We start from the raw sequence: 23,968 nt of genomic DNA, 5'->3' as shown, positions 1-23,968 counted from the left end.
TAATAAGTGATTACCGCCGATAGACAAACTGCTACAACAATCGACTGGTCTTTTGAAACTGGCTCATAAAGATAAAGGTCATCATGGCCGCATTCTTTTTTACAAAGCTGATCGGTTCAATTCTCATCACTGACCTCCTGTTTGTGGACTAGATCTAGTCTATCTATGGACCTTTTGCAATCGGGGTGTAGCTATTTTCTCTTGCCCTGTTTTATGGTTTCGACCATCCGCATGAACTGTTCTTACTTTGCATTATTAGGGTGCGACGGCACCCTGTGCTTTGAAGAACCGGTAACCTTTAATCGTGAGTCCGTGCTTCCGAAGCAAGACAGACAGATTCTCTAGCGATGGGCCATACCCCTCAGCCAGCTCAGGTATGCTCAAGCTGGAAAGGCGTTTATCGAATGACCGTTGCTTATCATAATCGGGAAAGCTGGCGTCCATCAGTCGGGACTTCCAGTAAAGTGGTTGTGGATCATAGTCGCCATAGCCATAGTCAAAAAAATCAACAGTACGCTGGCGCAGGTTGATTTTGACCCGTTCACGAAGCATGGGAATCGGCTGGGTTTCAAAACCCACATAGGTCAACAGGGTCAGCTTGCCGGAACGGATATGAATTTTTATCAGATCCACTCCATCGGTTTCCGAAAAAAGCTGTGTGGCACAACCTGCGTAGATTCTTAGCGGGGGCGGCAGGTCTTTAATAAAACGACTATGGATAATCAATGAGTGGCCGCCGTTAAGGATACTGGCAGGTAATTGTTGGTGAGCCAGTTCGCACATCTGGTCGATAAGGTTGGGTTCTGCCAGGGAGAACAGCAGCTCACGAGACTCTGAAACCGCCGTTTTGTAGTCACCAAAGAAGGCTTTGATGTCTCTTTTTAGCTGGTCTGGCATGTGTTTGTAAATACGTTTTTTATAGAATTGCTGCAGTGCGAAATAGACCTGTAAATCTTCCGTTCTCTCTTTTGCTGCCTGATCCAGTGCCCGCATATCCGCCTCACCCTTTAGCAGATTAAAGGCCTGTTTGGGTGAGCCTATCTCTGCTGCTAAAAGCTTTGATTTTTCAAACTCGTCAGCGTTGGGCAATCGGCCCAGCTCAAGGCAGCGTTGCCAGAAATTTTCCAATAGTTGATGGTTTTCTTCTAATAGCCGTTTTTTGTTGGAGGTGGGCCTGCTCTTATGAACCAGCTGCTTCCATTGTGGCCTTCGGCGTTGCTTATTGGCCAGGTAGAGCTGTTCTTCGTCTTTATCTTTGAAAATATAAATGATCCCTGGCGCTACCGGGATGGGTTCTTCATCCAGAATCTGTTCGATAAAAATCTGGAGTTCAGTCTGGCTGAAGTATTTTTGAAACGTATTTCTGCTGGTGAGTACACCGTCTTTAAAGGGCTTGAATTTGCGGATGTGTTGTTCGCTGGCAATCATGGCGGATACCACCAGTAATTTGCCGGTCAGGCGCCAGGCTCCGAGTACTGCATCAACCCTTTCTTCCAGGTCTTCGATCACGTTAATGACATAGCCAAGGTTGACCAGGTCTCCTTCTGTTTTTTCACCCTCGGGTCGCCAGTTTGGATCCCAACCACTGGCGGTGATGCCATGGGCCTGTATTTCCGACAGGTCATCGCCATGGCCGCAGCCGTAGTCAAACACGGTGTATTGCCCCTTCAAGTAGCCATTATTGGCCAGTGTTTTCATGGGGCTTGAAAGGCTGTCTCGGCTCAGTGCAGTTTTGTGGCGGTCGACCTTGTGTTGTGTTTCTTCTGTGCTGATGGCGGCCCTCCGGAATAGACGTCCATCCAGTAGTTCGTAGCCTTTTTCTTTGATCAGGGTTTCCCAGCTGTTACGGAACCCAATGATGCGTGTGTTTTCATACAGCCCTGCCGCTTCGCCTTCCCGGGTAATCTCACAAAAGTCCGCGTGGTTAGGGTCTGAGGGGAGGATCATGTGCTCTTTGCGATGGAGGATTGGCGGGTTGGTGAAGCTGGTAAAGTCAGTGGCTTTTATTTTCTCGCTGGCGAAGTCTAAGCCATAACTGAAGTGCAGTGATGGATAGGCTTCGTCGTAGAAATCCGGATAGTAGAGCAGGGTGACTTTGAAAGAGTCTTTATGGAGGCGAAGGATATTCCAGTGTTGTTCCGGTATGCCTGAATTCGTTGCTTTCTGATAAATCCAAGAGAAAAAATCCGGTGCGGTTTCACTCAGTGCCGAACGGTGGAGATAGAGTGCTTTAGGCAGTTTTTTGCCGAGCTCCAGTTGTGCAACGGTTTCATACCATTCTTGTTCATTCATGGCCTTTATTTATAGCTGAAATTCTTCAAGAAAGCGCTCTGGGGAGAGATTCCGGGGAATATAACCCTGACCATTGGTTTTTGGTGTCATTATACATACGGCTGCATTTCGGGAGTCGCTGTTGTAACTAACGTGAATGGGCTTGTCATGCCCATAAAAGTAGAGCCTGTCAAAGGGGAGCTGTTTAACGATCCATGTGGTTATCTCCAATGATGAGGTGTCCGGCACATGAAAATCGCAGGCAGCTCCTCCCCGGGAGCAGATGATGTCTCCCTTCCTATTTTTTTCAAAGCAGCTGTGCTGATCCAGTGTGGGGTAGATAGAAGGCAGCACGCCCTGTTCTTTGGCCAGTTTTTTTCTTGCCGTCGCCAATGGGGGGGAGCAAAAGCCGTAGGTGATTTCCAGGGCACCAAACTGCTCATAAACCGGATCGAGTATATAGGTCGCCAAATCAGCAAGAGCCTGCCAGCTTTGGTCATTTAGCGGCAGGTTATCAATAGACGACGATTGCCAGGTTTCACCGCACTCAACCAGCTGCCGGTAGGTGAAGTGTTTGCTGCAAGGTTGGTTCAGCTGGGGCATGGTGAAACCTGCTATTGTTTCTTCTCTTGGGCACCATATCACAGACTTTAAAAAGCAGATCTTTGATTGGCTTTTTTAGTATTCAGATCTCGATTTTTTTCTCTTCTTTTAATTTGTGTTGCGCACACTCGATTCATCGATTAAAAAACAGTCTGATCTACAGTTAAAAGACTTGTTTTTCTGACCTGGAACCTCAATGGAACTTAATACCTGGCTGACTTTTCTGGCCGCAACCATCATTATCAGCTTAACGCCGGGAGCCGGTGCGGTTAATACCATGGCCAACGCCATTCGCTCAGGGCTGATCCGGACCCTGCCATCCATCATGGGACTCCAGGTCGCTCTGATTATATTTCTGATTGTCGTCGCTGCCGGTCTTGGGGCCATCCTTGCAGCCTCAGAGACACTGTTTACCCTGATCAAGTGGACAGGCGCTCTTTACCTGATTTTCCTGGGCATCATGAAATGGCGTGAAGCACCCAATGAGTTTTCGGTCGAAAGCCAAATCCGCACCAGCAAGAAAAAATCCTTTGCCAGTGCCATTCTGGTGAATCTGACTAACCCCAAGGCCATTGTTTTTCAGGCGGCTTTCCTGCCGCAGTTTATTGATCCTGCTCTGACACTCTGGCCCCAATACCTGATTATGGGAATCACTATGATCCTGGTTGATAGCCTGGTCATGCTGGGTTACGCCAGCTTCGCCCTAAAGCTGATGCCATTTCTGAAAAAATACGGGAAGCTGCAAAACCGACTGTTTGGCTCAATGTTTATAACCTGCGGCGGGCTTCTGGCTGCCAGTCAGCGATAACTGTTCCAACGCACTATGGTCAATGTCTCACAAAAGGAAGGGGAAACCTCCGGTTTCGGAAAATACCTAGCCATGGATAATAGGAATCGTCAGCAGGGAACAGGACGTTCGTAAAGTCAGGAAGACTTTAGCTGACAAGGATTACTTCAGGCAGGACGCCTCGGGATAGTCAGGAAGACTTGAATACCGCAGGAAGCGGACAAAGCAGGAAGCTTTGAAGTCAGCATTCAGATGGGAAGTAAATTGAGGCAGGACGCCTGAAGTGGTCAGGAAAGACCAGGATAGCAGGATGCTCGTTTCAGAGCAGGAAGAGGTTTCACAAGGATCGTACAAAAAGCAGACCGCAGGGTCTGTTTTTTGTACCCGGTGTTATTGACAAAGAACCTGCTCATACATATTATGCACCTCGTTCTTTGCCGGTATAGCTCAGTTGGTAGAGCAACTGACTTGTAATCAGTGGGTCCCGAGTTCGACTCTTGGTGCCGGCACCATATACAGCGAAGCCCGTAGTGTTAGTGAACACTGCGGGCTTTTTGCTATCTGTCGATTTGGTCCCCATATTGGTCCCCGTTTCTGTCGGACTGTAGCGGCATTACATGGGAATGAAACCGATATTTCTCAGCCTATCTTCGCTCTCTCCTGTCGGTATTCAGAAATATTAAAAACAGGCAGTCCACATCTGCAGTTACCCCAGACTGGTCCGGGTCCTTTCTGACCTAATTGCTGCGGATGTGAAAGACTGCTACCCGTTTCCGCTTCTGGATAGACAAGCAGGCTTGTAATTACGGGAATTTCCACATTTAACAAAGCGGAAACGGAACCGGCCTAAAGCAGAGCCACGCACACTGAAAACACCGCGACCTTTCGCACCCGCAGCAATCAGACCAGAAAGGACCCTGACGAATTCATAACCTAAGCGGGAATTCCCGCTCTGCATTACTCACAAATCACCAAATCGGATTTTTTAATTTTGTCCACATAAAAATCTACCTGGGGCGACGGTCACTATCCTATAAAGCTTTAGAGATTTTCTTACCCCCCCCTCTTCCCTGTCGTCAGCTTCGCCAGCTCTCAGGCCAGTGGAAGCAAGGGCTTGATAGAGCTGCTGCTGACGACCATAGAACACAGGAATTTTGCCAATTCCCGCGCATCCGTTCCCCCGTGGCTATGCCGATCTGGTCAGGGTCCCGTTGAAACTATGCGAATCTGCACAGTTTGGGGGTTGGTGGCCGTCTGGTTGTTCTATCAGTTCTTTTTTTATCTTCAGGCCCAATGGGTTATCAGTAACAACTAAACAACAACCACCCTCAGTAAATTCTCATAAGCTCCCAGGTGAGGCAGGATTGATAGCGGTACTTCCCGCTATCACCTGTGGTGGTTAGCGCCCTGTTTCTAACTCTGCAGATTTTTCTTGTTCGGCTGCTGACTATGTATCCGGGTCATTGGCTGGAAGGGCTCCCACTGCTGGCTATTCACCTTTCTGTATTGCCCTGTAATGAGCAACCCCAGTTCAGAGTTAAGTAGCCTGGTTATCTTCACGTGGGTTGTCGGCACACTCAGGTATTCAGCTACCCAATTTATTATCATCCACTGGTTAGCAACGAACCTGTTTTCAGCATTGATTAGCATGGTCGTTCTCCTGAAAAAAAACAGAAATCATGTAGGGTAGGGGTCAGTAAAAAGGGGTAAAAAGTCTTTTTACTGGTTTTTACTGATACCTACCCCTGCTATTTTTCGTTTTTTTCTTCTTCTACCAAGCAAGCCGGGTTTATATGAAAAGTGACTGAAGGACGGCCCCGGCCTTTTGACTCTTCCCGCACAATATAGCCATGTAGTTCTAACCACTTTACAGCCTGTTCTCGGTCCCGCTTCTCCTGCAGCCCTATCCACCTTCTACGCTCAAGGTCTGCCATTTTGAAGGGTTGCGGCAACTGCCCTATACGGTCCGCCAGTATCCGGGCCCCGGCTAATGGATCGTCGGCCAAGGCATAAACCCGTCTGGCGTGAGTCTCCAATACATCGCACCAGCGGATAGCCATTTCAACTGATGCCTTGCTGATCCGGCCTGTTGCCCCGTTGCTGATAACATGAAACACAAGGGCCAGTGCTGGCATTAAAGACGGATACTTACCGAGGTGGCTTTCCATCTGCAGGCTGACACCTTCGCCACTGATCCGGGTCATCAGATCAGAGTACCAGCGGTTAAACACTGCTTGTGCCTGATCATCAAATCGGATAGCGGGCCTGTCCTCTTCCTCTGGTTGGTATGGGATGTTATCCAGCCTTCGAAATACCTGATATGCCTGTTCCTTCAATGCCTTGTCCGGGCTCCTGTCGGTCAGCCTGAATGATCGTTTATCTGGATACACCAGCAGCTGAAAACGTTCTACAAGTCCATCGTCCCCGCTCCCGTCTCTCTGGGTCATCAACAGTGGCAGTAATCGCCCCGGTTGAATCCCTCCAAGCAATGACACTGTGTTAGAGGTTATGTAAACATCGTCACGGGTTACACGGTCATAGCTGTATGTTCCATCGCCGTTGAACGCTTCCAGCCAGAAAGCCCGGTCCTGTTGTTGGTCGTCCCGGTTGAGCCCTGCTATCCATCCGGCCAGCTCATCACGAAACAGTAGCAACCCCCATGGATTTTCAGACAGCAATATACCCAGTTTCTCTACAGTGGCGTCATTGACGATGTAACGGCGGCTGGCGGGCTTCTCCGGGTCGCTGCTGTCATCCATCAACAGGGCTTCAGCGGCCTGTAGATCCTTTTTCTTTACCAGTGCCTGTGCCTGTCGCTCTGCTTCCCTGGTTGCCATCTGGTTTATTTTCTCTTGCGCCTGGTAACGCTTCAGGTCTTCCTTGTGCTCTGCTCTGGCTTCAGCCTCCAGCCGGGTTAATGGCTTGGTAGTGTCTTTGATGACAGGTGTCTTTTTCTGGCTTGGCCTGCCAATACAGCAGCCCCACAGATTAGGAATGATTGCCCAGTCGTCATACTGCTTTGGTTTCACACTAACCTTTCGACCGATCAGACTCCCCAGGGCAGTTACAGCAGCAACAGCGGCATATTCAAAGGGGGCATTGTCCATTCGCTCTACCGTGTCCATCAGCCAGCCGGAAAGCTCCGGGGGGAGCATATCCGGTGTAATCTCCTGAACGGGTAGCAGTTCCGGCCAATCAATAGCGGGCCTGCTCCCACTGTCTAAACCACTCTGCCTGATTTCTTCCTGTATGGCTTCAGGCCGAACTACTTTAATGTTTGGGTGTGTCTGGTCACACAGCGCCATGCTGTAGTGAAGTGGTCTAATGACACCGGACACCTCGTTAAGCACAATAGTGCAACCAGTAACGAGGTTCATAATGGCAACGCGAAAACATTATTCTCAGGAATTCAAACTCAAAGCTGTAAAACTGGTTACTGAACATGCTCAGTCGCCTACAGCAGTCGCCAGAAGTCTAGGAATTTGTGCGACTAACCTCCGTCGTTGGGTTCGACTCAGTGAAGAGAAGAAAGAGCTGGCTTTCCCCGGCAAAGGCCATCAGGCCCTGACGACTGAACAGCAGAGAATCAAAGAGCTTGAAGCTGAAAACAAACAGCTGAAAATGGAACAGGAAATCTTAAAAAAAGCCATGGCCTTCTTTGCGAAAGACCAGCTGTAAGATACGCCTTCATACAGCGGGAGAGGAAGGCCTATCCTGTCGTAACGCTATGCAAAGCACTAAAAGTTAGTCGCAGTAGTTTCTACGAATGGAATAAACAACAGGCAAAAAATCAACAGATTGACCCGGAGATGTTTCGCCTGGAGGCAGATGCCCGAGAGATTTTTGCTCAATCAGGTGACTCTTATGGAAAAAGGTTACAGCATAGGGCGTTATCAGGCCAAAACCCTGATGCAACGGCTTGGCCTGCGGGTTCGGGTGGTCAAAAAATTCAAGGTGACAACCAACAGCAAACACAAACTGCCAGTGGCGGCAAACCTTTTGAATCGTGAGTTTTCAGTTTCAGCACCCGACAGAGTATACGTAGCTGATATCAGCTACCTCTGGACTCGTGAAGGCTGGGTTTATCTGGCGGCTGTCGTTGATCTGTTTTCGCGGAAAGTCGTCGGTTGGTCGATGAGTAACCGTATGACGACAGAGCTGCCCCTGGAAGCTTTGAGAATGGCTTACTGGGGCAGAAAGCCTGGAGATGGTGTGATGCACCATTCAGATCGTGGCAGCCAGTACGCGTCTCTGGAGTATCAGAATCAACTCAGGGAGTATGGGATGGTCTGTAGTATGAGTCGCAAGGGTAATTGCTGGGATAACTCTGTGATGGAGCGGTTCTTTGGCAGCCTGAAAAGGGAAAGAACGGATCATTATATTTATGATACTCGGGCAGAAGTAGAGGCACATGTTATTGATTACATTTTGTTCTACAACAATAACAGATTGCATTCCTATCTGGACTATATGATTCCAGTAGACTTCGAGAAGCAAAAATTGAAAAAAGCAGCTTAATCAGGTGTCCGTTTTTACTTGACCACTACACTGCCCCCAGCGATCCCCCACAGTTAAGTCAGCCAGTCAGGGCGGGTGGGTTATCCGCCTTTTCGGGAGCTACCCTAGACTGGCTATTCTGTTACAGGCTCGGGCCCGCGTCGTTCTTATCGGTAGACTTCTTTCCGGTGGCCTACCCTCACCACTTCAATGATTAGCTGAGCGTTATGTACTTGGTACACAATCCGATAATCACCAGACCTTACCCGGTAGGTGTGTTCTGTGCCTGACAGCTTGCGGCATCCGTCCGGGTGTGGATCATTCACCAGCGATTCAGCCAAGGCCACCAGCTTTATTACTGTTGCCTTGGGTAGCTTTCTGAGTTCCTTCTGTGCTGATTTCTTCCAGCTCAACACGAACCGGCTCATAGCTTGTCGGCTGCCTTCAGGGACTTGATAAGCTCCTCGTGTGATACGGTTTCCTCGTCTCGGCGCTCTGCCACTGTCGCAAGGTCTTCAAGGTCTTCTATCAGTTCCTGGTACTGATCCAAAGGCAGAACGACAGATACCCGGTTGCCCTGGTCATCGGTTATGTATTGTGGCTTTGGTTGTGCTGGCATGGTGTTATCTCCGGTAATTGATTAAATGGTACTTTTTGGATCTGTCCGTTTTACGTATTCCCTATTTTTTAACGCTGCTGGTGGACTGCCGGTACTGGTCAAGATCCACCAGCTTGCTAGCCTTTCCGTCGATGATCTTTGAGAGCCAAGCGTCATACTTGCGGATCGCTTCCCGCTTCTCTGGTAACTGGTCGTGTCGGTTGTAATGCCTGGTATCTATGCCTGTTTGGGCGTGATTCTGTAACAGATTTCTTTGCTCTCTGGTTAAACCGGCATCCACCATAAGATAGTGAGCCGTCCGTCGAATATCCTTGGCTGTGAATCGTTCAGGTGTTGGTGTGCCTGCTGCCTTGGCTTCAGCTTCCAGAGCATCACAGTAGCGGGTAAAGGCAGTAGACAGGCTATCAAGTCTTATGGGTGCGTTGTGGTTGGTAGCAAAAGGCCAAGGATAATCGGCGGTCAACTCTCGGACTTCTTCAATGATTGCCAATGCTCTATCTGTCAGTGGTATTAAATGCTCCCGATTACCTCCCCTGCCTTTAGTGTCATCAACTAACAGGGTTTTTCTGAAGGTGTCGTAACGATCCCAGCCAGAAGCCAGTAGCTGCTTTGGTCTCTGCCCTCCAGTAGCCAGCATGAAACGAATAAACAACCCGATAATTCTACCCAGCTTGTTGACGTTCATAACCTCATGCCACAGGGAATTAACTTCCTCAATGCTCAGAGTTCTATCTCTGGTCTTTTCAAAGTCTGCCTGTCTGGGAATCGCGGATACAGGGTTATGCTGCAGGTGGAAGCGGCTACCGTGTTCCAGCTGGTGCCGTGGATCATGGTCTGCCTTCAAGCCGAAAGCAAAGGCAGCATGTAAAAAGCTTCTGGTACGGTTAACGCTGGTGGTGAGTCCGTCCTTAATCATCTGTCGAAGAACTTCCGATATGTCCTCTATTACAACCTGGTGCACTTTCTTTTCTGCCAGTAGTGGGTAAGCCTTGGTAACGTACTTTTCAAGCATGTACCGGGCATCCTTAGCGGTAGGCTTACCCTGCCTATGAAGATTGGCTAGATAAGCTTCGATCAAATCAGACAGTGTGCCTTTTGCTGCGTCTAACTGATCCTGCCGGGCCTGCTCTGCTTTTGCTTGTTTGCGTCTGTTCGCCTGATCTTCAAGGTGGGCTTTAAGGTCACTGCCTTGCTCACGTCGAATGGTGGCGAACTCCTGTGCTCTGTCCCTACACTCTGCCAGTGTGTAACCGTGCCCGTCTCTGGTGAGTTTGTATTGACCTATCTTGATTAGTGATTCCTTCCCTTGATCCCTGTAACGGTAGTATGCCTCGATGGTGCCGCAATCTCTGCGCTTAAAGAAAAGAGTGCCATCACCACGACTGCCTATAGGCTCGCTTACTTTTCCCTAAAGCTTTTTCAATTGCAGGTCTGACAATCTAGCCATACTGACTTACTCCGTGTTTGGTCCCTGTAAAGCAAATGTGAATATTTGTATTTTTGGTCCCCACTTTGGTCCCCACTTTGGTCCCCGTTTCTGTCGGACTGTAGAGGAAAACTATAGTACAGTCTGAAATCGTACGGAAATAATAAACCCAGTAAACAAAGGGTTACAAGCAAGATAAGGAATTATGTGGAATGGTACGGAATTAGTACTAACGTACCTTGTAATCAGTGGGTCCCGAGTTCGACTCTTGGTGCCGGCACCATATATAGCAAAGCCCGTAGCGTTAGCGAACACTACGGGCTTTTTGCTTTCTGAGCTTTTGCGCCTGCTAATGCGCCCTCTTTCCGTCGGAATAGGTCAACACTAGATTAGGGGAAGGTTATCCAGTGCCTTCTATCACATATACCCAACCCACTCTATACGTCTTAAAATGCCTTAACTGCTCAAACACACCCTGATACACTTCATTAAAAACAACCGGAGGATAGCTATTTTTTTGAAGCAGCATGATCAGCTGAACCCCCAGAACTGATTTGAGATTATTCAGGTTGCTCCAGTCTGGAAAGCGAACCTGCATCCAGCCCGATCTCAACACTAGATGCCAGCACCAAACACCAAGAAGTCGACGTACATACAGTTCATTTTTTATCAAACTTTGCCACTCCCATTCTCTTTATTATCACTTGTACAATGATCCCACTATTCAAGCTTTTCGCTCATATTCAGGCTTATTTTCGTGGCGATTCATTGCAGTTTGGGAGGTCTTGACGTGACAGGATCTGAGAGATGAACAAAAAAGAACTATCCGAACGTGATATATGTACCAAATAAATCACCCCAGCCATCGAAAAGGCCGGATGGGATATCCAAACTCAAGTAAGAGAGGAAGTAACCTTTACCGCAGGCCGCATCATCGTTCGCGGTAAGCTCCATGCCCGAGGTAAAAAACGTCGGGCAGACTACATCCTCTATCATCAGAAAAACCAACCCATAGCGGTCATCGAGGCCAAAGATAACAAGCACAGCATGGGCTCCGGAATGCAGCAAGCCCTGAGCTATGCAGAAGCACTTGATATTCCCTTTGTGTTCTCCAGTAATGGAGATGGCTTCAAATTTTACGACCGCACGGGTAATGCAGATCAAACCCAAACAGAGTTGTCCCTTAATGAATTCCCTTCGCCTGGTGAGCTATGGAGTCGCTACTGCCAGGCAAAAGAATTAGACGAGCCAGCTCAAAAAACCGTCAATTACCCTTATTTCGATGATGGTTCCGGGCGCACTCCGCGCTACTACCAGGCAAACGCTATTAACCGCACTATTGAAGCCATTGCCAAAGGCCAGAATCGAGTTCTACTGGTCATGGCAACTGGAACCGGGAAGACCTATACCGCTTTCCAGATCATCTGGCGGCTCTGGAAATCTGAAAAGAAGAAGCGCATTCTGTTTCTTGCCGACCGCAATATTCTTGTGGACCAAACCAAGTCCAACGACTTCAAACCCTTTGGCCCAGCGATGACCAAAATTGAAAAGCGCCAGGTCAACAAAGCGTTTGAGATATATCTGTCGCTCTATCAGGCCGTTTCAGGCAATGAAGAAGAAAAAAACATCTATAAACAGTTTGATCCTGATTTCTTTGACCTGATTGTCATAGACGAATGCCATCGTGGTAGCGCCCGTGAAGACTCTGCATGGCGAGAAATTCTGGAATACTTTTCCTCTGCAACACACGTTGGTTTAACCGCCACCCCAAAAGAGACGAAGGAAGTCTCCAATATCCATTACTTTGGTGAACCTGTTTATACCTATTCTCTAAAACAAGGGATTGAAGATGGCTTCCTGGCACCATACAAAGTCATCCGATTTGATTTCGATATTGATCTTGAAGGCTGGCGACCACAAAAAGGACAGATCGATAAGTATGGCAACCTGATTGAAGACCGCATATTCAACCAGCGGGATATGGACAGAAACATTGTCTTTGACGAGCGAACCCAACTGGTAGCGCTGAAGGTTACTGAGTATTTGCAGAAAACCGATGAGTTTCAGAAGACCATCGTTTTCTGTGACGACATCGATCATGCTGAACGCATGCGGGAAGCACTGGTGAATTTGAACCCGGATCGGGTGAAAGAGAACCGCAAGTATGTGATGCGGATTACCGGTGATAACGAAGAAGGCAAGGATGAGCTGGATAACTTCATTGACCCCGAATCCACTTATCCGGTCATCACCACGACAAGCAAGTTGATGACGACCGGTGTGGATGCCAAAACATGCAAGCTGATTGTTCTCGATCAGAGCATCCAATCCATGACTGAATTCAAGCAAATCATTGGTCGTGGCACCCGTATTGATGAAGATCACGGCAAACACTGGTTCACTATCATGGACTTTAAAAAAGCCACTGAACGTTTTGCCGACAAAGACTTCGATGGCGAGCCGGTACAGATATTCAAGCCTAAGCCAGGTGAGCCCATTATCCCGCCAGAGGATGAACCTGAAAATCCCGAAGGAGAAGGTGGCGGAGGAGGAATAGAGGAAGATCCGCCGATCATCACTGATCCACCCAGCGAAATAACACCGGAACCTGAGCCAGAACCCATACCACCCGGAGGGAGCGATGAAGGCGACCCTGAACCACCGCCGGAGCCACCCCGCATCAAGTACCATGTCAAAGGGCAGGCCTTTAAAGTCACCAAATATCGAGTTCAGCATCTGGATGCCAGCGGCAAACTGGTCACCGAATCCATGCACGATTACACCAAACAGTGTGTCGTAAAGCAGTATGCCAGCATGGATGATTTCCTCCGCAAGTGGTCCGCTGCCGACAAGAAAAAAGCCATAATTGATGAACTGACAGAACTGGGTGTTTTCTGGCAGGAGTTACAAGATAATGTCGGCGAGAAACTGGGAACAGAATTGGACCCGTTTGACTTGATCTGTCACATTGCATTTGACCGGCCAGCCCTCACTCGACGGGAGCGTGCCAATAATGTGAAGAAGCGAAACTATTTCAGCCAATACGAAGGGGTAGCTCGTCAGGTGCTGGAAACATTACTCGACAAATACGCCGATGTCGGCATCGAGCCAGTGGAAGATATGACTATTCTGACGGATCAGGCATTTAGCCAGATAGGTGCGCCCATAGAATTAGTAAGAGCGTTTGGTGGCAAGTCTCAGTACCAGAAGGCGTTTAAAGAACTGGAAGAGCAACTGTATTATTTGGATAGGTAGTACCTTGACACAATGACAAATGTTAAACATCCATCGTTTAAAGCATTCCTTGATTCACTGCTTACCAGCGACGATATTGTCAGCAAACTACGATCCCAGCCTGCTGACAGCTTTACCGTGAGTCGAAGTGGCATACTATTGCCGACTTACTACAGCATTACCCTGACTTACTGGAAGCCCTTAATGGCTACGCTTTCAAGGGTTGGGATAGCTCTATCGCCTTCTCCGACAGTCAGCTCAAAGCCTGTTATTTGATTGATGAAGACTACATCAATGAAGGACGGGCGTTCGTTTTATTTAACCTGATTGCAACAAGCTGGTTTCACCTGTCCGAAGTTAGCCATCAGGCCGTTTACTGGGAAATTTCTGAAGACCAATGAGTATCACGAGTACGATCAAATCCATTCAGGATCTTATGCGCCAGGACGTAGGGGTAGACGGTGATGCCCAGCGTATTGGTCAGCTGGTCTGGTTGCTTTTTCTGAAAATCTTTGACGACCGGGAGCACGAGTGGGAGCTGTTCAAAGAACACTATGAATCACCTATTCCGGAAGAATTGCGCTGGCGGAACTGGGCCGCAGACCCTGCAGGCATTACCGGTGACAAGCTTAAAAAGTTTATCGACAATGAGCTGTTTCCGGAATTACAAACCCTTCAACCAAAGGGTGATGATCAACGAGCCTTCGTGATTCGCAGTGTATTTGAAGATGCCTACAACTACATGAAGTCAGGCCAGCTGATCCGACAGGTCATTAATAAAATTCAGGAAAGCATCGACTTTAACAAGGCACAGGAACGTCACGCCTTTGGGGATATCTATGAACAAATCCTCAAAGATCTGCAAAGTGCCGGTAACGCAGGGGAATTCTACACCCCCCGTGCCGTTACCGAGTTTATGGTGAGCCAGATCGATCCAAAACTGAATGAAAAAGTCATGGACCCCGCTTGTGGAACTGGCGGCTTTTTGACCTGCACGATTGAGCATAAGCGTAAGCATTACGTTAAAGTGCCCGCCGATGAACAGAAGCTACAGTGCAGCATATACGGTGTAGAGAAAAAGCCTCTTCCTCACCTGCTCGCTACCACCAATATGATACTGCACGGCATTGAAGTGCCCAGCCAGATACGTCACGACAACACCCTTTCCCGCCCATTAACTGACTGGAAAAAAGATGAACGGGTAGACGTGATTGTGGCCAATCCGCCTTTTGGGGGCACAGAAGAAGAAGGGATAGAAAAAAACTTCCCGGCCAATATCCGAACCAGAGAAACGGCTGATTTGTTCATGGCGTTATTTATTCGCCTGCTCAAAGAGAATGGTCGTGCTGCTGTGGTCTTGCCGGATGGCTTCCTGTTTGGCGAAGGCACCAAATCGAAGCTGAAAGAAAAGCTGCTGGAAGAGTGCAACCTGCACACCATTGTCCGTTTACCCAATGGTGTGTTTAATCCCTACACCGGCATTAAAACCAACCTGCTGTTTTTTACCAAGGGGCAACCAACAGAAACCATCTGGTTTTACCAACACCCTTATCCGGAAGGTTACAAGAACTACAGCAAAACCCGGCCCATGCGGGTGGAAGAGTTCAAAGCTGAGCAAGTATGGTGGGGCAACGAAGCGGATGGTTTTGCCCGCCGGGAACAGAGTGAGTTTGCCTGGAAAATAGACTTCAAAACCATCAAAGCTGAAGCCGAAAAAAAGGCACAGCCACACAGAGATAAAGAAGCCGACTACAAGCAACAGGCCAACCGGCCAACCGGCTGGAATCCAGCGTTAAGCAGCTAAAAGAAGATCTGAAAACCGTCTCTGTTGTCAGCAAAAAAGCAGCCCTGAACGAACAGATCAGGCAGCAAACCCAGGAAGCCAAAACACTCAAGGCAAAAGCCGACACGGAAAAGAAAGCAGCCGATGCCATCTACTGGCCAATCTACAACCTCGATATCGACAACCCTCATATCGGCGAACAAGTCAGTCATGACCCGGATGAGCTGTTGAGCCAGTACGCTGCTCAGCAGAAGGAAATGGCAGAAACCCGCCGTCAGCTGAAAGAAATTTTGGCACAAGCCCTAACTGGTAACACTGAGAAGGGAGTCAAATGATGTTAAACGCCGTTAGCGAAAACTTTGACCTCTGGGGCAGTGCTCACACAACCAAAAGTGCGTCCGGCCGAGGCAGTAGCAGCAAGCTGGATTTGCATGGCATTAAGAAATTGCGGGAGCTGATTCTGGAGCTGGCGGTTCGGGGGAAGCTGGTGCAACAGGATTCGGAGGATGAACCAGCTTCGGCTTTGCTGGAACGAGTTTCTGCCGAAAAGGCCCGATTGGTAAAAGAAGAAAAACTCAAGACGAATGCTGGCAGTGTTATCAACAGTGATGACAAATATATTGATGTTCCTGATTCTTGGGGTTATTGCCGACTTGGAAATCTTGCAAAGTTCATTGACTACAGAGGTAAAACACCCAAAAAAATATCATCTGGGGTAAAGCTGATAACTGCGAAAAATATCCGATTTGGATATATATCTTCTGAGCCAGAGGAGTTTATTTCTGAAGAAGAATATGATTCATGGATGACAAGGGGCTTTCCAAAAAAAGGGGATATACTATTCACGCCTGAAGCACCTTTGGGTAATGTTGCCATCATTGAGATGGATGAGAGATTTGCACTTGCTCAACGGGCTATCTGCTTTCAGCTTCATGAACCAAATGTTGCGCCCTTTCTGAAAATATTGATTATGTCTACTGCATTTCAGCTGCAGCTAAAGCTGAATTCTACAGGCATGACTGCTACAGGTATAAAAGCATCCAAACTCAAAGAAATACCGATACCTATTCCACCACAAGCAGAAATTGAGCGCATAGTCACCAAAGTCAACGAACTCATGGCGCTCTGTGACCAGCTAGAAAAGCAACAAACCAACAGCATCACCGCCCACCAAACCTTGATGGAAGAACTGCTAGCCACCTTAACCAACAGCACTTCCACCGATGAGGTAGCCGAAAACTGGGCCAGAATCGCCGAGCATTTCGATACCCTGTTCACTACCGAGCACAGCGTTGACCAACTTAAACAAACCATACTGCAACTGGCGGTAATGGGCAGGCTGGTGCCGCAGAGTCCGGAGGATGAACCGGCTTCAGTACTGTTGGAAAAAATTGCGGCTGAGAAAGCGCAGTTAGTGAAAGACAAGAAGATTAAGAAGCAGAAATCGTTGCCAGTGATTACTGAGGAAGAAAAGCCCTTTGCTCTGCCGCAGGGGTGGGTGTGGGTAAGGCTTGGCACAGTTTTAAAAAAAATTACTGATGGGACACATCATTCCCCTCCAAATGGTGAAAGTGGTGATTATTTGTACATATCCGCCAAAAATATAAAACCAACAGGCATTCAGCTCAGCAACGCAACCTATGTTAGCCAAGTTGTACATGATGAAATTTATAGCCGGTGTGATCCAGAGTTTGGAGATATCCTCTACATTAAAGATGGTGCAACGACAGGTATTGCAACAATAAACACGCTTGAAAAACCTTTTTCCATGCTCTCAAGTGTCGCTCTTTTGAAGTGCCCAGATGAGGTTATAAATTCATTTGTATTACTTTCACTCAGGTCTCCCTATTTCTACAAAGAAATGCGAGCTGGTATGACGGGAGTTGCTATTACCAGAGTTACATTAAAAAAACTGAATAATGCTTTTATTGCTTTACCTCCAAAGAATGAGCAACTTCGTATAGTCTCGCAAGTCAACGAGCTAATGACTTTATGCAACACCCTAAAATCCCAAATCCACCAAACCCAAACCACCCAGTTACAACTGGCCAATGCAATGGTCGAACAAGCAGTCGCCTGACAGTGAGGCAAGGAACTCAGTATGGCAATACAACAAGGCATCTGGAAAATGGGCAAAACCTGCCCACTGCTCCATTGGATAACGAAAACCAGCTTGAAGAGCAGGTATTTCAAGATATATCCATTCTGAACCCCGACTGCTTGCTGATCGTTCGTCAGGGTGCTCAAACGGGCTTGGGATATAAGGGATTAAAGTCACTTGATATTGATATTTTATGTTGGTGCAGGATCTAGCAGGTCACTATAGTATCCTGTTAGTGAATAACACGCTGGCAGGTTGCCAAATAAAAAATCAGGCATAAATACTGAGGTTCAATGGTTTACGAACGTCCCTGGAAAACTTTCCAGCAACAACTGGATTTGTTGGTCTCCCATAATCTGGTGGTTTCAGACAAAACTGCTGCACTTAATCATCTCCAGCGCATTGGTTATTACCGGCTGAGTGCCTACCTCTATCCATTCCGGGTCTTTCGCATTCAGCCAAATTTCCAAGTGGTTAAAGAAAACGAGTTTGTTGCAAACACACACTTTTCTGATGCCGTGAATCTCTATATTTTTGATAAGAACTTACGGCAATTGATGCTGGATGCACTTGAACGGATTGAAGTGGCTTTGAGGGTCGATATCGCTTATTTGCTCGGTGAGCGAGATACCTACGCTTACAAGAATATTGACCAGTTTCATCCGACGTTTGCAGGAAAAAATAAGCGACATGCTAACTGGCTGAAAAAATATGAAAATCTGCTGAAACGATCAAAGGAAGATTTCGTTAAGCATTATCGTCACAATCATGGTGCAGACTTACCCATTTGGGTTGCTATAGAGGTCTGGGACTTCGGGGCCATGTCGCAGCTGTTTTCGATGATGAAAGTGCCTGATCAAAGGAAAATTTCCTCAAAGTATGGGGTGACAGACTTCAAGGTATTTTCCAGTTGGTTACGCTCGTTGAACTACCTTCGTAATCTCTGCGCTCACCACAGCCGCCCTTGGAATCGCAATGTGATTGATCAGCCGAAATTACCCGCTCCGGGTGAGATTAGCTGGTGTGACCATTACCTTGGAAAGAATGAACTGATATCCAAACCCTTTCTGCTGATCAACATTGTTGCTCACCTGTTGAGTATTATTTGCCCTGCCACGAAATGGCACGACAGACTTATACAGCAGTTGGATGAATTCCCTGAAATCAAGTCCGACAGGAAGGTGTCAATAAACGATATCGGGCTACAGGACGGGTGGAAAGGACTTATAGGAAGGTAAAAATAAGAACCCCCGCGTAGGTTGCAAGCAACGAAGAGGCGGGGGCCGTGTTACCCGAAATACTAGCTCATCAGGTGGGTAAGTCAACTTAAAATCATTCAAAATGTTAAATTTCTTTCAATACTCATTCAAAGATACCAGATGTTGTACGTCAGCCCAATTACCATCAAAAGCAAGAGTTTTATTGGGTTGAAGGTGTGAAGCCCTGCCGGTATCTCTGGTGCTAATTGCCCCGTCACACCTCCGTTGGGACGTTGTAGCATTATAGCCTGCAACAGAGCGTGCAAATATTATAGACAAAGGATGGTTGAACCGGCTTGTGTCAAGTTAAGTGTACTTTCCGGACAGACCACAGCACGACGCTAAGTCACTGATCTATCGTGTCCAATTAACTTATTTCTGCTCAATTGGACTTAGTGTAAAACAAAGCCTAGCCTTTACTTTACTCAGAATAAGAAGTAGAGGAGTGAAGTGGTCTAATGATATCCTGATGACAGCCACGAGTATTTACACAATTTGAATTACAATGTCGCAGTAAATTCAATGGATTCAGACAAGGGCCCCAGTAAATAACCGAGCAGCGTGCGTTTGCCTGCCAGAATATTTAGTTCAACGGTCATGCCGGGAATCAACTGATTATTTTCACCAAACCCTGAGCTTTCCGTCTCAATCATCGCTTTATAGTAATGCTTGGCCGTTACACTATCTAAATAGGTGTCAGCACTCACCTCCAGAACCTTGCCCTTTAGAGAACCATAAGTCGTGTAATCGTAAGCAGAAACCCGAACATTTACCGACTGACCGGGCCAGACTCTGGCTCTGTCATGTGGGGCCACCATGGCTTCGACCATCAGGGGAACGCCATCCGGGACTATCTCCGCCAATATCGAACCCGGTGAGACGACCTCGCCGATAGTATTGACATGCAGGGTATGCAAGGTACCCGTAACCGGTGCTGCCACTTTTTTACGGATCTCCCGTTCACTGGAAGAACGAATCTGTGCCTGAATCTGGGTAATTTCTAATCGGACCTTGTTGTAATTGTGCTGTGCCTCTTCACGAAAATCCGTCATCAGCTTGGTTTTCTTTAAGCGCAGCTCAGACAGGTTGGCATTAATGACCGGAATCTGCTTCGTTGACTGGTTGATTCTGGTCTCGATTTTCAGCAACACCATCTTTTTTTCCAGTTGATTATGAATCGAACCAGCACCCTCTCTGAGAAGCGTCGTCAATATATCTAACTGCTTCTGAGCGACTGCCCGCTCGTTTTTCATATCCTTAATGACCTGGTCAAGCTCAGATAGCTGGGCTTCCTCTTTGCTAATCTGTTGCCGAACAATGGAGATTTGTTCGCTGAGCTTTCTGGCACGTTTTTTATACAACTCGTGTTCGTTAAGGTAGTGCTCGTTATTTCGAGCCGTTTTTTTACTGGCAGTGATCAGTTCTTTACCCGTCATTTCCGCATACAATCGTTGCGCTTTTGCGGTCAGCCCTATGAGTCTCTGGTTCAAAATGCTGATATTTTCGGTCAGAGAAGGATTCATCACCGAAAACAACACCATGTCTTTGTGAATCCGTTGCCCTTCTGTCACGTGCAATTCGGTGAGAATACCGCCTTCGAGATGCTCAACTACACGGTTATTGCTGAAAGTAGTCACCCGGCCATGACTTTTGACAACCACGTCTATTTCGACAATGGCTGACCAAACCAGAAAACACAGGACAATAAAAGTGATGGTGAAAATAACGCAATAGCGGGAAATCGAACGAAACCGCATACGGGTTAACAGCGGCTTCATCATTATTCGCTCTCCACCACCCTGATAACCACCTGGTTTCTTTGCTCTGTACCGGATTCGTCAAGTCTGATCTTGATAAATTCAGCGGACATACCTGCATCAAGAAGAATTTTTCGAACTTGAGAGATTCGATTGAAGGCAATTTCGTAAGAAACCGTTTTTGCCAGACTTCTGCTATTGAGCAAACTGATAACATGGACCGTTTTACTCTGAAAATCATCCATGTTTGCCTGAACCCAGTCTTGCAGCTCTTTGTTTGCGGCTTCAGAAAGCCGTGAATTGAAATCCTCGTACTTTATACGAATGAGTTTACTTTTTATCTCTGTGGATACCTGGCTCTCTAAATTAACACTCAGGGCTTCAGAAACGATTTCTTTCTCAATATCCGCTTCCACCGAAGCCTGCTGACCCGCTTCCTGCCCTTCGGTTGAACCGGCTGCCGCGTGTTCAGCTTCAATTGATGATTGCGCAATATCAAACCCCACCTGAACACTCAGCGCAGAAACGACCATAACCAACACAACAACCAGGAAAACAAAGACCAGCAGAGTGGTCGACAGAGCATCCACAAATCCGGGCCATGGGTTGCTTTCAACTTTTTTAGCCATGGTGCTCCAGTAGCAGGTGTGCGGGAAGGATATTGTCTGACTATCTATCGCCTGTCTGATCTGTTTCTTAATAACCGTCAACCCAAAGCTGAATGTAAAAAGGAACCATCCTTTGCAGTTTTCGTCTTGTGAGCCGAATAAGACTCTGAGACGTGTAGAGTCATTTTGAAAACGCGGGTAAGCAGCAAAAAAAAACAGGACAGGCAGGATCAAATTTTATGAAACTAAAAAGTCTGCTTGGAGTGAGTTCATTACTGTTTCTCTCCCCGGTGAGTGCTTTATCGTTACCTGAAGCGGTTAACAAAGCACTGGCGATTAACCCGACCCTGAAGTCTCTGGAGTCTACGGTTGAGGTTGGAAAGGCACAACTGGACAAGAGTTATGCCGACTACCACCCGAAGATTACCCTTCAGTTAGAAAGTGGCAAGAGCAACAATTCAGACAGTAACTGGCAGCAAAAACGCAAATCATCCGTAACACTTAATCAGGTTGTATACGACTTTGGCCGGATTTCCAACCAGATCAGCGCCAGAAAATACAAGCTGAATTCCTACCAACAGGATCTTGATAACGGGCGTGAGCAGCTCGTCCTGCTCACCTCAAACACCTTTCTGGAGATACTGAAACTCGAGGAGGTGATCGGCTATATCAAAGAGAATATTGCCTTTTACGACCGTTTTCTCGGCATCCTTGAAACTCGAAATCAGACAGGCGCGTCCAGCAAATCTGATGTTCAGCGTCTGACCAGTCTGAGCCAGAATGCCCAGCTTGAGTTGATCCAGTATCAGACGGACCTGACGTTTGCCCGTAAAACCTTTAAAAGCCTGACGAACATTGAGCCAGAAAACCTGACAATTCCTTCACTGGACGGACTGGTTATCAAGCAAACCCCGAAGGAACTGGTCGAATTTGCAACAACCCGGAGTTATCAGATCCAGTCTCTCAAAAAAAACATTGAGTTCGCCAAAGAAAATCGAGACAAAGCCCGTTCCGATCTTTATCCCAAATTTAACCTGAAAATTGAAACCAACAGGGAAAATTCTCTGGATACCAACGGGAAATGGTCAACCACACAGGCTGCCGGTATCACAATGAGTTATGACATCTGGGACGGCTTCAAGGCCCGAAGCAATGTTGATGAAAACAATGCCAAAGTGATGCGGGCTAATCATCAGTTACGAGAGGCTACACTGGCACTGGAAAAAGAGGCAGAGGAAGCTTACAGCGCGATGTTGAAGTTAAAAGATGAGAAGGCCGTCAATAAAGAAGCACTGGAAACCAACCGTGAAATTGTCGATCTCTATTACAAAGAATTTGAATTGGGTGAAAAGACCCTGCTGGACATCACCACAGCCCAGGGGGATTACCACAACAGCAGAGTCCAGAGTGCCGTGTTCCGGTTTGAGTATTACAAAAGCACGCTGAGAATCCGTTATTACCTGAACGATGTCATCAATACTGTGCGAAGTCTGGCAGACGAATCGGAATAATGCTTCAGAAGAAAAGCGAGAAAACGACGGGCAACACGGACAAAACAGGATAATAAGGACATGTCTGAGCTGCATATTGCCGACCCGAAAAGAATAGTGAGCTTCATAAGGCGAATGCAGTTTGTCGTCGTAGCCAGTCTGATTCTGGTGTATTTTTCCAGGGATTTTTTTATCACGGCACTTATGTCGAACCTGCCCCTGAACGGTACGATTTTATCGGTGTTCATAATCGGTTCGGTGCTCTGTTTCCTTTATGTGTTTCAACTCAAAGATGATGTTCTGGTGGTTGCCAAACTGGATGAGATCCTGTTTCAAAGCAAAGACGATCTGGACGATAAGAACGGCCAAAGAGATAACAACAAGCAAGAGCAGGATGAACCCGTACCCTTGAAGATGCATCTGATGGGGCCAACCGTCACCCTGCTCAAAAACAACGTGGCATCTCTGGGTGTTATCCGACTCTCGGCCCCTGCAACACGGGCCCTGATAGACTCCCTGCAAGACAGTATGAGTGAAAAGTCCGCCTTCATTCGCTACTTCACCGATCTACTGGTTTTTATCGGACTACTTGGAACTTTCCTCGGTCTGACCATCACCATTGGCTCCATCGGGGGCATCCTGTCTGATCTGGCGGGTGGGCTAGATGGCGGAGATATTATGGAAACCCTGATCAAGCTGATCAGGGGTCTGGAAGGACCTCTTGGCGGAATGAGCACCGCCTTCGGTTCTTCCCTTATGGGACTGAGCACTTCGTTGGTATTGGGTATTTTTCTGCTCAGTCTCGACAAGGCTGGCCATTACTTCACCTCTGCCATGGAAAACTGGCTGGCTGAGCACACAGTTGAGAGAAATTCTAATGGTGGAGCGGCTGCAACCACCGCCACTCCAGTCCTGGGAAACGGGCAACTGGAGCAGATTACCACCCAGCTCGGCACCATCGCCAATACTCTGAAGAAAATCAGCATTCAGTCTGCAAATGACAGACAGTGGCAAAGCCTGATCGCTTTACTCAAAAATAACCACCTTGAGCTGAAGACTGAGACCTCTCAGCTGTCTGAATCCTTACTGCGAGCAGAACAACATATTGAAACTTCTGCCGAGCTTCAATCGAATCAGTTAGCCCAGACGCAATTGCAACTACAGGAATCAGAAAAACTACGACAGTTGTTCACGACTCAGACCGATGCCAGCACAGAAGCACTGGGGGCCGTCCAGGAGAGCAAGCATCGGCTGGTTCAGATTGTCAACGCCCTGCTGGATGAGCAGAGAGCGCTGGGGCGTAGTCATGTGAAAACCACTGAGCAGGTCTCCGAGCTAAAAGCGTTCATCTCGCAGAAAACAGACGCCTCTGCTACCGAACTTAAAGGCGTCTCTCAGCAGTTACAGGCACTTTCCGATAAGGTTCAGGAAGATAATCAGGACAGCCAAATCAGACAATCACGAATGGAAAAGATGTTCATCTCCATGTCCAGAGCAATTAAGGATGTAAGAGCCAGAATTAAAGGCAAATGA

The 23,968-nt window shown here is 47.5% G+C and carries 18 protein-coding genes, 1 tRNA gene and 1 pseudogene; 10 read left to right on the top strand and 10 right to left on the bottom strand.

The features are described 5' to 3' along the window. Nucleotides 1–255: 255 nt before the first annotated feature. A complete protein-coding gene (locus tag ACOJUO_RS08655) occupies nucleotides 256–2,292 on the bottom strand; it encodes a DNA phosphorothioation-associated putative methyltransferase (RefSeq protein ID WP_422139537.1) in 2,037 nt (678 codons plus the stop codon). 9 nt (nucleotides 2,293–2,301) lie between these two features. Beyond that, the gene (locus tag ACOJUO_RS08650; RefSeq protein WP_422139536.1) at nucleotides 2,302–2,874 is read right to left on the bottom strand and encodes a hypothetical protein; all 573 of its coding nucleotides are present in this window, start codon (nucleotides 2,872–2,874) and stop codon (nucleotides 2,302–2,304) included. 196 nt (nucleotides 2,875–3,070) lie between these two features. Here ACOJUO_RS08650 and rhtB point away from each other — a divergent pair, with 196 nt between their 5' ends. Continuing rightward, complete coding sequence (gene rhtB, locus ACOJUO_RS08645; protein ID WP_422136325.1) at nucleotides 3,071–3,682, top strand: homoserine/homoserine lactone efflux protein; 612 nt, start codon at nucleotides 3,071–3,073, stop codon at nucleotides 3,680–3,682. A 415-nt stretch (nucleotides 3,683–4,097) separates the two neighbouring features. Then, nucleotides 4,098–4,173: transfer RNA gene (locus ACOJUO_RS08640), tRNA-Thr, on the top strand. A 901-nt stretch (nucleotides 4,174–5,074) separates the two neighbouring features. Here ACOJUO_RS08640 and ACOJUO_RS08635 read toward each other — a convergent pair. Next, nucleotides 5,075–5,311 carry a hypothetical protein gene (locus tag ACOJUO_RS08635; protein ID WP_422136324.1) on the bottom strand — a complete coding sequence of 79 codons (237 nt, stop codon included), beginning with the start codon at nucleotides 5,309–5,311 and terminating at the stop codon, nucleotides 5,075–5,077. Nucleotides 5,312–5,409: 98 nt separating this feature from the next. After that, nucleotides 5,410–7,038 carry a YfjI family protein gene (locus tag ACOJUO_RS08630; protein ID WP_422139535.1) on the bottom strand — a complete coding sequence of 543 codons (1,629 nt, stop codon included), beginning with the start codon at nucleotides 7,036–7,038 and terminating at the stop codon, nucleotides 5,410–5,412. A gap of 1 nt (nucleotide 7,039) precedes the next feature. On the opposite strand from ACOJUO_RS08630, the pseudogene ACOJUO_RS08625 reads away from it, so the two are divergent. Next, nucleotides 7,040–8,179, top strand: a pseudogene (locus ACOJUO_RS08625) (IS3 family transposase). A 146-nt stretch (nucleotides 8,180–8,325) separates the two neighbouring features. On the opposite strand, the gene ACOJUO_RS08620 reads toward ACOJUO_RS08625, so the two are convergent. The 4 genes from ACOJUO_RS08620 to ACOJUO_RS08605 form a co-directional block, all read right to left on the bottom strand. Continuing rightward, on the bottom strand, nucleotides 8,326–8,574 hold the full coding sequence (locus ACOJUO_RS08620) for a type II toxin-antitoxin system RelE family toxin (RefSeq protein WP_422136322.1): 249 nt from the start codon (nucleotides 8,572–8,574) through the stop codon (nucleotides 8,326–8,328). Nucleotides 8,575–8,582: 8 nt separating this feature from the next. Then, a complete protein-coding gene (locus ACOJUO_RS08615; RefSeq protein WP_422136321.1) occupies nucleotides 8,583–8,777 on the bottom strand; it encodes a hypothetical protein in 195 nt (64 codons plus the stop codon). Nucleotides 8,778–8,838: 61 nt separating this feature from the next. Continuing rightward, a complete protein-coding gene (locus ACOJUO_RS08610) occupies nucleotides 8,839–9,855 on the bottom strand; it encodes a tyrosine-type recombinase/integrase (protein ID WP_422136320.1) in 1,017 nt (338 codons plus the stop codon). 748 nt (nucleotides 9,856–10,603) lie between these two features. Continuing rightward, nucleotides 10,604–10,801, bottom strand: a complete 198-nt coding sequence (locus ACOJUO_RS08605) for a type I restriction enzyme endonuclease domain-containing protein (RefSeq protein ID WP_422137057.1) — start codon at nucleotides 10,799–10,801, stop codon at nucleotides 10,604–10,606. 254 nt (nucleotides 10,802–11,055) lie between these two features. Between ACOJUO_RS08605 and hsdR the strand changes: the two genes are divergently transcribed. The 5 genes from hsdR (at nucleotide 11,056) to ACOJUO_RS08580 (ending at nucleotide 18,559) form a co-directional block, all read left to right on the top strand. Continuing rightward, nucleotides 11,056–13,458: an EcoAI/FtnUII family type I restriction enzme subunit R gene (gene hsdR / locus ACOJUO_RS08600; protein ID WP_422140062.1), complete on the top strand. Its 2,403-nt coding sequence runs from the start codon at nucleotides 11,056–11,058 to the stop codon at nucleotides 13,456–13,458. A gap of 12 nt (nucleotides 13,459–13,470) precedes the next feature. Then, nucleotides 13,471–13,713, top strand: coding sequence for a hypothetical protein (locus ACOJUO_RS08595; RefSeq protein WP_422139534.1), 243 nt, complete (start codon nucleotides 13,471–13,473; stop codon nucleotides 13,711–13,713). Between the two features lie 121 nt (nucleotides 13,714–13,834). Further along, nucleotides 13,835–15,241 (top strand): type I restriction-modification system subunit M, encoded by a 1,407-nt coding sequence (locus tag ACOJUO_RS08590; RefSeq protein ID WP_422139533.1) that lies wholly within the window; start codon nucleotides 13,835–13,837, stop codon nucleotides 15,239–15,241. A gap of 310 nt (nucleotides 15,242–15,551) precedes the next feature. Continuing rightward, entirely contained in the window at nucleotides 15,552–17,300 is a 1,749-nt protein-coding gene (locus ACOJUO_RS08585; protein WP_422139532.1) for a restriction endonuclease subunit S, read from the top strand. 314 nt (nucleotides 17,301–17,614) lie between these two features. Continuing rightward, nucleotides 17,615–18,559: an Abi family protein gene (locus ACOJUO_RS08580; protein WP_422139531.1), complete on the top strand. Its 945-nt coding sequence runs from the start codon at nucleotides 17,615–17,617 to the stop codon at nucleotides 18,557–18,559. Between the two features lie 521 nt (nucleotides 18,560–19,080). On the opposite strand, the gene ACOJUO_RS08575 is transcribed toward ACOJUO_RS08580, so the two are convergent. Together ACOJUO_RS08575 and ACOJUO_RS08570 are read right to left on the bottom strand one after the other, a co-directional pair. Continuing rightward, entirely contained in the window at nucleotides 19,081–20,361 is a 1,281-nt protein-coding gene (locus tag ACOJUO_RS08575; protein WP_422139530.1) for an HlyD family type I secretion periplasmic adaptor subunit, read from the bottom strand. Beyond that, nucleotides 20,361–20,966, bottom strand: coding sequence for a hypothetical protein (locus tag ACOJUO_RS08570; RefSeq protein ID WP_422139529.1), 606 nt, complete (start codon nucleotides 20,964–20,966; stop codon nucleotides 20,361–20,363). Before ACOJUO_RS08570 ends, ACOJUO_RS08575 begins: the two co-directional genes overlap by 1 nt. A 218-nt stretch (nucleotides 20,967–21,184) precedes the next feature. On the opposite strand from ACOJUO_RS08570, the gene ACOJUO_RS08565 reads away from it, so the two are divergent. Then, nucleotides 21,185–22,456 carry a TolC family protein gene (locus ACOJUO_RS08565; protein WP_422139528.1) on the top strand — a complete coding sequence of 424 codons (1,272 nt, stop codon included), beginning with the start codon at nucleotides 21,185–21,187 and terminating at the stop codon, nucleotides 22,454–22,456. 60 nt (nucleotides 22,457–22,516) lie between these two features. After that, on the top strand, nucleotides 22,517–23,968 hold the full coding sequence (locus ACOJUO_RS08560; protein WP_422139527.1) for a hypothetical protein: 1,452 nt from the start codon (nucleotides 22,517–22,519) through the stop codon (nucleotides 23,966–23,968).

This window comes from Endozoicomonas sp. ALC020 (genome assembly GCF_049275935.1).
Classification (GTDB): Bacteria; Pseudomonadota; Gammaproteobacteria; order Pseudomonadales; family Endozoicomonadaceae; genus Endozoicomonas_A.
This window is presented reverse-complemented; position numbering and strand designations above follow the sequence as displayed.